The organism is Reyranella sp., from assembly GCF_030651995.1.
Classification (GTDB): Bacteria; Pseudomonadota; Alphaproteobacteria; order Reyranellales; family Reyranellaceae; genus Reyranella.
Window position 1 is genome coordinate 1 of sequence record NZ_JAUSBN010000043.1, and the last position, 6,860, is coordinate 6,860.

The following is a 6,860-nucleotide window of genomic DNA, read 5'->3' on the forward strand; positions in this document are numbered from 1 at the left end:
GAGTTGACCGGCCTCGATCTTGGAAAGGTCGAGCACGTCGTTGATCAGTCCCAGCAGGTGCTTGCCGTTGGACTGCACGCGCTCGAGCACGCCCTGGGCCTTGGGGCCGACATCGCCGTAAAGGCCGTCGACCATCATTTCCGTATAGCCGAGAATGGCGTTCAGAGGGGTACGCAACTCGTGGCTCATGTTGGCCAAGAACTGCGACTTGTGCTGGCTGGCGATCTCGAGCTGGCGGCTCTTCTCCTGAATCTCGGTGAAGAGACGCACGTTGCTGATCGCAATCACGGCCTGAGCGGCGAACGTCTGCAACAACCTGATCTCGCGCTCGTCGAAGGCACCAGGATTCTTGCGGCTCACTGTGATCAAGCCGACCGGCGCGCCGTCGCGCAGCATCGGTACCGCAATGTTGGCACGCCAGCCGCGCGCATAGGCCACCTCGCGCACGATTGGCGGCACGTCGTCGGTCTCGACATCGGCGATCTGTAGAGTGGTGCGCTTGAGAATGGCTTCGCCCGGATAGGCGAGATCCTCGGGCCGCGGTTCGCCCAGTGCCGCGTGCGCGGAGGACGCGTTCGATCCAGGCCGGCTGCCATGGCTGGCGATGACGCGCATCCGCTCGCCGTCGTATCGCCAGACCAAGACGCTCCAGCCGTTGAGCAGCCGCATGGCACTTTCGGCAATGGCGTTGAATACCGGCTGCGTATCCGTCGGCGATTGCGAGATGACTCGCAGTATCTCCGCGGTGGCCGTCTGCTGCTCCAGCGATTCGCTCAGTTCGGCGGTGCGCCGGTCGACCTTCTGCTCGAGGTCGGCATAGCTTTCCTGCAACTGCCCAGCCATGCGATTGAAGTTGTTGGCCAGCCCTTCGACCTCGTCGCCGGTCTTCACGTCGATGCGATGTCCGAGATCGCCATGTCCGAGTCGCTCCGCGCCCCGGGACAGAATGCGGATCGGAGAGGCCATGCGCCGCGACAGGAACCAGGCCCCGACAGCGGCAATGGCGAGGCCGAGTGCCAGCAGCGCCACGGTCTGCCAGAGGGAGGTGAAGAGGGGTTGGAGGGCGGCGGAGGTCGGCTGCTCGACGAAGACCAGCCATCCCAGGGCAGGAATCGTCGCGACCGACGACAGGATCGGCGTGCCGTCGAGTGCCCTGCCGAAGTCGGCCTGGCTATCGGCCACGGGCTTGCCGTCCCTGATTTCCGCAAGAGCCTTGGCGACATGCTCGACACGGCTCATGTTGGTATTGCGCAGCACCAGGCTGATGTCGGGGTGCGCGACAAGCCTGCCGTCACGGTCCACGACATAGGCGTAGCCTTTGTCTCCGGCCTTGATGGCGTTGACCACGTCCCAGATGAGCTTGAGGTTGACCTCGGCCGCCGTTGCGCCGGCGCGCCGCCCGGTACGCGCCAGCGAAATCGACATATAGGGTTCGGACTCCTTGCGCAGGTAGACGGGACTGTACCAGACGCGCTTGTTCTGGATCTCGGTGAAGCGCGGATCGCCGGAGAGGTCGGCGTTCGAGCCTACGACGTCCATTGCCAGCCGCGACACCTTGAGCTGCTCGCGGCCCTGGCCGTCGATCTGGGTCAGTTCGGTGATCGCCGGTACCTGGCGTTGCAGACGGATGAAGTCGAAGCGCCGCTGGTCGACCGGGGCCGCTGCCCATTGCGGGTGCGTCGTCCAACCGATCTGGCGTTCGATCTCGTTGATGAACTGCCCCACCTTGTCGGCCGCACCATTGGCCTTTTCCTGCTGCAGGCGGCCGAGGGCGTCCTTGGCCGTGCCGTAGGAGAACCACATGTCGAGGACGCCGTTGATCAGCAGCACGAACGTGACGATGCCAACGAGCGACAGGAAGTACTTGGCGAACAGGCCGCCGCGCCGAAGGAAGGACGGCAGCTTCACTCGAGAACCTCGTCGGCGCGGATCAGGATCGATTGCGGCATGGTGAGGCCTAGCCTCTTCGCCGTCACGAGGTTGATCACGAATTCGATCTGTACCGGGCCCTGGACCGGCAGGTCGCCGGGCCTGGCGCCCTTGAGAATCCTGTCGAGGTAGACCGCGGAATCCCGATAGATATGCTGGATGTTGGCGGCATAACTCAGGAGACCACCTGCTGTGGGGAAGCGGCGCGATGCCGATGCCGACGGCAGGCGATGCGCAAGTGCAAGGCCGGCGGTGTGGTTCACCGACAGGCTCGGCTGCACGATCACGGCGTCGATGTCGGCAAGGCCCGCGAAGGCCCGCTCCAGATCGGATTCGCGCTCGATCATCACAGGCTCGATGGCGACACCGCTTTGCCCTCCCGCCTTGTCGAGCTGTCCGAGAAAAGGCTTGTGGAACGGGTCTGGTGCATTGGCGATGGCGGCGATGCGGCGCGCCGCCGGCAGGATCTCCTTCAGGAGTTCGACGCTCTTGCCGGCAAGTTCGGCTGTTGCCGTCGAAACTCCCGTGAGATTGGCCTCGGGCCGGGCGAGGCTCGTGACCAGCCCTGTCGCGACAGCGTCGCCGACGCCGGCCAGCACCACCGGGATGGTGCGCGTTGCCTTCTTGGCCGCAAGGGCCGCCGGTGTTTGCACTGCGACGATGGCATCGACATTGAGCGCCGCCAGCTCGGCCGCAAGGGTATCCAGCCGGGCCAGAACGAATTCGGCCGAGCGAAAGGCGAAATCGATGTTGCCGCCCTCGACGTAGCCCAAATCTTTCAGCGTCTCGCGGAAGATCGTCCAGAACGGCTCGGGCTGGCCGAGGACCAGCACGCCAACGCGGAAGACCTTGCCAGTCTGTGCGCGAGAGGCGAATGGCAAGGCGACTGCCGACGTCGCGGTGACGAGAAGCTGGCGCCGCTTCATTCAATCACCAGGTCGGCCCGTGCGAGGACGGCAGACGGAACGGTCAGGCCAAATGCCCGGGCCGTCGAGAGGTTGATCACGAACTCGAACTTGGTCGGCTGCAACACCGGAAGGTTCGCCGGCGCTTCGCCCCGCAGGATGCGGCCTGTCAGGACACCGGCCTGACGATAGGCGTCGCTGAAATCCGGTCCATAGCTCGCAAGTCCACCGGCGTCGGCGAACTGCCGCCACTGAAAGATCGCAGGGACGTGATGGCGTGCCGCGAGTCCGACGATCAGTCCGCGGTGGCTCGTAAGCCAGGGATCGGCCGCCACGACGAGGCGCCGGTCCGGTTGCAGTCCGAGCGTTGCGAAGGTCTCCTCGATATCGGCCACCGTCCCGACCATCAGGGGCCTCATTCGGCGCCCGACGGCACGTGCTGCCGCATCCAAGTCTGCTTGCTGGGCGAGGGCGCTTGGATTGTTGCGGTTGATCAGGACCGAAATCGGACCCTCCGCAGGCGCGATCTCATCAAGAAGTTGCAGCCGCTTGGCGTCGAGTTCTCCTGCCAGAATGGCCACGCCGGTTACGTTGCCGCCGGGACGGTTGAGACTTGCGACGAGTCCATCCGCCACCGGGTCACGCACGGCGGTGAAGACAATGGGTATTGTCGATGTGGCCTGCTTCACCGCAAGGGCGGCCACGTTGCCTCCCGCAGCCACGATCACGGCGGGGTGCCTGCGCGCGACGTCGGCGGCCAGATGGGGAAGCAGATCCGGGGCGCTATTGGCCCAACTGTATTCAATCGTCACCGTGCGACCAGCGACATGGCCCGCTTCCTGGAGCCCCCGCTGGAAAGCCATGAGCTGTTCCTTCAAGGCGGCTTCCGGCAAAAGGCTGACGAAACCCACGAGCGGCAATGTCGCTCGCTGCGCTCGCGCGAGACTCGGAGCAAGCAGGGCAATGCCCAGGCCGCCCAGAACGCCACGTCGCTTCATTCGATCACCTCGTCGGCGCGGATGAGGAGAGATGCTGGGAGAGTCAGCCCCAGCATGCGCGCCGTCCTCTGGTTGATGGCCAGCCAGAACGTTGTAGGTCCTTCGACAGGGATTTCTCCGGGATTAGCGCCTTTCAGAATCCGATCGATCTGTGACGCCGCTCTCTCGAAGAGATGTGGCCGATACGAGCCGAACGCCAACAGGGCGCCGTTCTCCGCGAACACAGGCTGATCGCCCACGCACGGAAGCCCCCGGGCCAGCGCCGGTTCGATGAACTGCCGCGAGGTTGCGCTGAACAAGGTTTGCAGGATCACGGCCTGAACGCGTTCGCTCACCATTTGGTCGAGGGCGCTGCCGAACTCCTCGGGGCCGCGCACTGCAATGGAAACGAGTGCAATGCCAAGTCTCTTCGCTGCCGCGGTCGTTTCGCGGATGAACGTTGCGGCGTTGGGGTCGAGGGACGATGCCAGGAAGCCGACACGCGACACATTAGGCATGGCCTCGCGCAGAATCTCCAGACGCTTGGGGCCGAGTTCCGGGGAGAAAAGCATGACCCCTGTCATCAGGCCGCCTGGGCGGGTGACATTGCTGACCAGGCCCGTGGCAAGCGCGTCCGCCACGCTGAAGACGATAGGGGTCTTGCGCACGACATCCTTTGCGGCATGGGCTACGGGCGTGGTCAACACGAAGAGCACGTCGACGCCCAAGGCTTCGAGTTCGGCGGCGGCATCGGCTGCCCGCGCCCGGCTGCCCGCCGCCCACCGCCACTCGAAGGCGACGTTGAGTCCCTCCCGATATCCCGCGACTTCCATGGCTTTGCGGACCTCGTCGACGCGAAGGGCCGTCTCGGGCCCTTCCCAGGCGATGACGCCGACGCGCGGGAGCTTGGCAGGAACCTGAGCGGCAACCACGGCCGGAAATCCGAGCAGCGGCGCTAACGCCAACGTACTTCGCCGCGTCAGGCGACGGCTTCGGACGCCAAAATGGTTAGACATGCCCATGCAGACACGAGCCTCCCCCTCCCCGGAACAAACTGTAGCCTCTTTGCAAATGCCTTGGCGAGAGCTTCCCCTCCCAAGACCCTTCATTCGATCACCTCAACCGCCCGCGCGAGGTTGGGGCGGGCAAGCTGCGGCGAAGGGGAGGAGGGCAGCTCGCTTGGTGGGGCCGTCCGGAACCAAGGGATCTCAAAGTCGGCATTATCGCATGGCAAAGCATGGGAGTGTCCACGCTGGACTGCCTGTGGTTGGCAATGTCGGCAGGCGTCAACGCCTCAAATCTACGGTCATCGGTTCCATCGAGAACGTCGCAAGCTGCATCGAGAAGGGCTGCAAACCTGCGCTTTCGCGCTTCGTCGGGAGAGCTGTGCCAATCGCCCGCGGCTTTCGCACAACGTGGCAAAATGTTAGCGTTCAAAGAGCTTTGAAGAGTGTCGGTTGTCGGGAGGCCGGTCGAAATGGCGTGTCTTCTTTACCTTAGTCGACTCCGTTGAAGGCGCCGGGCGTATGTTGACTGTGCGCTTGGTAGCGGCAATGCAATGAAGAGGCGTGCGCTGCTTCCGCTGCTTACGTTTGCAGCAGTCCCCGCTGTCGCGCAGGAACGCATTTTCCGCCTTGGCATGCTGTCGACCGGTCCTGCCTCCATCAGCGCGTTCAGAAGGTGGGCGTTACCCGAACTGGCAAGGCAGGGCTTTGTCGAGGGGCGCAACCTGATACTTCAGAGTCGGTCTTCGGAAGGACAGACAGAATCTCTGCCGACTCTCGCTCGCGAGATCGCCGCCTCGAAACCAGATGTCGTCGTCGCCGTCTCCAATCCGGTGGCACATGTCTTGAGTGCGATTATCCCCGATGTACCGATCGTGATGGGCTTCGCCGGCAGTGACCCGGTGGCTGATGGCCTCGTTTCGAGCCTTTCGCGCCCCGGTGGCCGTGTGACGGGTGTCGTCATGCTGGCAGAGGAACTGGATATCAAGCGCTTCGAGTTCGCGACAGAGGTCGTGCCGGCGGCACGGCGGATCGGTTACCTGGTGGGGTCGACTGCCAGCGAAGCTCGCGTTTCCGCAATTGAGGGCTTGGCTCGCAGGCTTGGGATCGAACTGGTGGTGGCCCGCAGCACTGGCTCAGACGGCTATGGGGCGGCCTTCGCGGCCCTGTCGGCGGCCCGTGTCGAGGCTGTGCTCGTTGCATCGTTTCCCGGATTTTCCAGCAACGCTCACTCTCTTGCCAAGAGGGCGCTGGAGGCCGGAGTGCCTTCTTTCTGCGAATGGCGACACATGGCGGAAGCCGGCTGCCTCGTGGGCTATGGTGCGGTCTGGGGTGAACTGCAGCGTCGGGTTGGACTTTACGTCGCGCGCATCTTCCTGGGCGAAGCGCCGGGCGACATGGCAATGGAGAGAGCTGCGCGATTTGAGCTGGTGGTCAACCTCAAGACTGCGAAGGAACTGGGACTCACTGTACCAGGATCACTTCTCGCCCGCGCCGATGAGCTGATCGAGTGATAGAGCGCGCACATAGAAGAGGAAGGCCGGGATGATGGCGGCAAGGGCGACCTCGGAGTAGGTCGTGCCGCCTGTGCAGGTGCAGGCCTCGATGGCCCCGGAGTAGGAGGGGCTGAAGCACCGCGCGCCGCATGTACTGCCAAATTGGCAGTACGGTGCGTGTTGCCGATGACGACGGACAACAGGACGCGGGCCTGATAAATTCGGCCCATGAATCGTCGTGCCGTCCTCGGGCTACTAGCTGGCGGTAGTTTCATCGACGGGCCCGCCCGCGCACAAGCCGCGCCACCGCTCGTAGCTTTCCTGGGCTTTGCCACGCCGCAGGCCGACCTTGCGACGCTGGAAGCGTTCCGACATGGACTGACTGAGCAGGGACTGGTGGAGGGCCGGAGCGTTCGGATCGAGGCGCGGCACGCCAGCGGCGATCTTGCCCTCGCCTCACGCTATATCGATGAATTGGTGCAGCGCGGCACTGCCGTGTTCGTGGTGCCGGGACCGGCGGCGGCGCGCCTGGTGGTGCAGCGCACGGCC

The 6,860-nt window shown here is 64.3% G+C and carries 5 protein-coding genes and 1 pseudogene; 2 read left to right on the plus strand and 4 right to left on the minus strand.

All coding sequences use genetic code 11. From position 1 onward, the window contains the following. The 4 genes from Q7V45_RS13340 to Q7V45_RS13355 all read right to left on the minus strand — a co-directional run. A partial coding sequence (locus tag Q7V45_RS13340) for a histidine kinase dimerization/phospho-acceptor domain-containing protein (protein WP_304852701.1) occupies positions 1-1,908 on the minus strand: 1,908 nt, incomplete at its 3' end. Continuing rightward, a complete protein-coding gene (locus tag Q7V45_RS13345; protein ID WP_304852704.1) occupies positions 1,905-2,855 on the minus strand; it encodes an ABC transporter substrate-binding protein in 951 nt (316 codons plus the stop codon). The genes Q7V45_RS13345 and Q7V45_RS13340, both read right to left, overlap by 4 nt. Next, positions 2,852-3,832, minus strand: coding sequence for an ABC transporter substrate-binding protein (locus tag Q7V45_RS13350; RefSeq protein WP_304852706.1), 981 nt, complete (start codon positions 3,830-3,832; stop codon positions 2,852-2,854). Before Q7V45_RS13350 ends, Q7V45_RS13345 begins: the two co-directional genes overlap by 4 nt. Further along, the gene (locus Q7V45_RS13355; RefSeq protein ID WP_304852708.1) at positions 3,829-4,776 is read right to left on the minus strand and encodes an ABC transporter substrate-binding protein; all 948 of its coding nucleotides are present in this window, start codon (positions 4,774-4,776) and stop codon (positions 3,829-3,831) included. The genes Q7V45_RS13350 and Q7V45_RS13355 overlap by 4 nt, the downstream gene beginning before the upstream one ends. A 593-nt stretch (positions 4,777-5,369) precedes the next feature. Between Q7V45_RS13355 and Q7V45_RS13360 the strand changes: the two genes are divergently transcribed. Together Q7V45_RS13360 and Q7V45_RS13365 are read left to right on the plus strand one after the other, a co-directional pair. Then, a complete protein-coding gene (locus Q7V45_RS13360) occupies positions 5,370-6,329 on the plus strand; it encodes an ABC transporter substrate-binding protein (protein WP_304852710.1) in 960 nt (319 codons plus the stop codon). Positions 6,330-6,539: 210 nt separating this feature from the next. Next, positions 6,540-6,860 (plus strand): annotated as a pseudogene (locus tag Q7V45_RS13365) (ABC transporter substrate-binding protein); the annotation flags it as partial.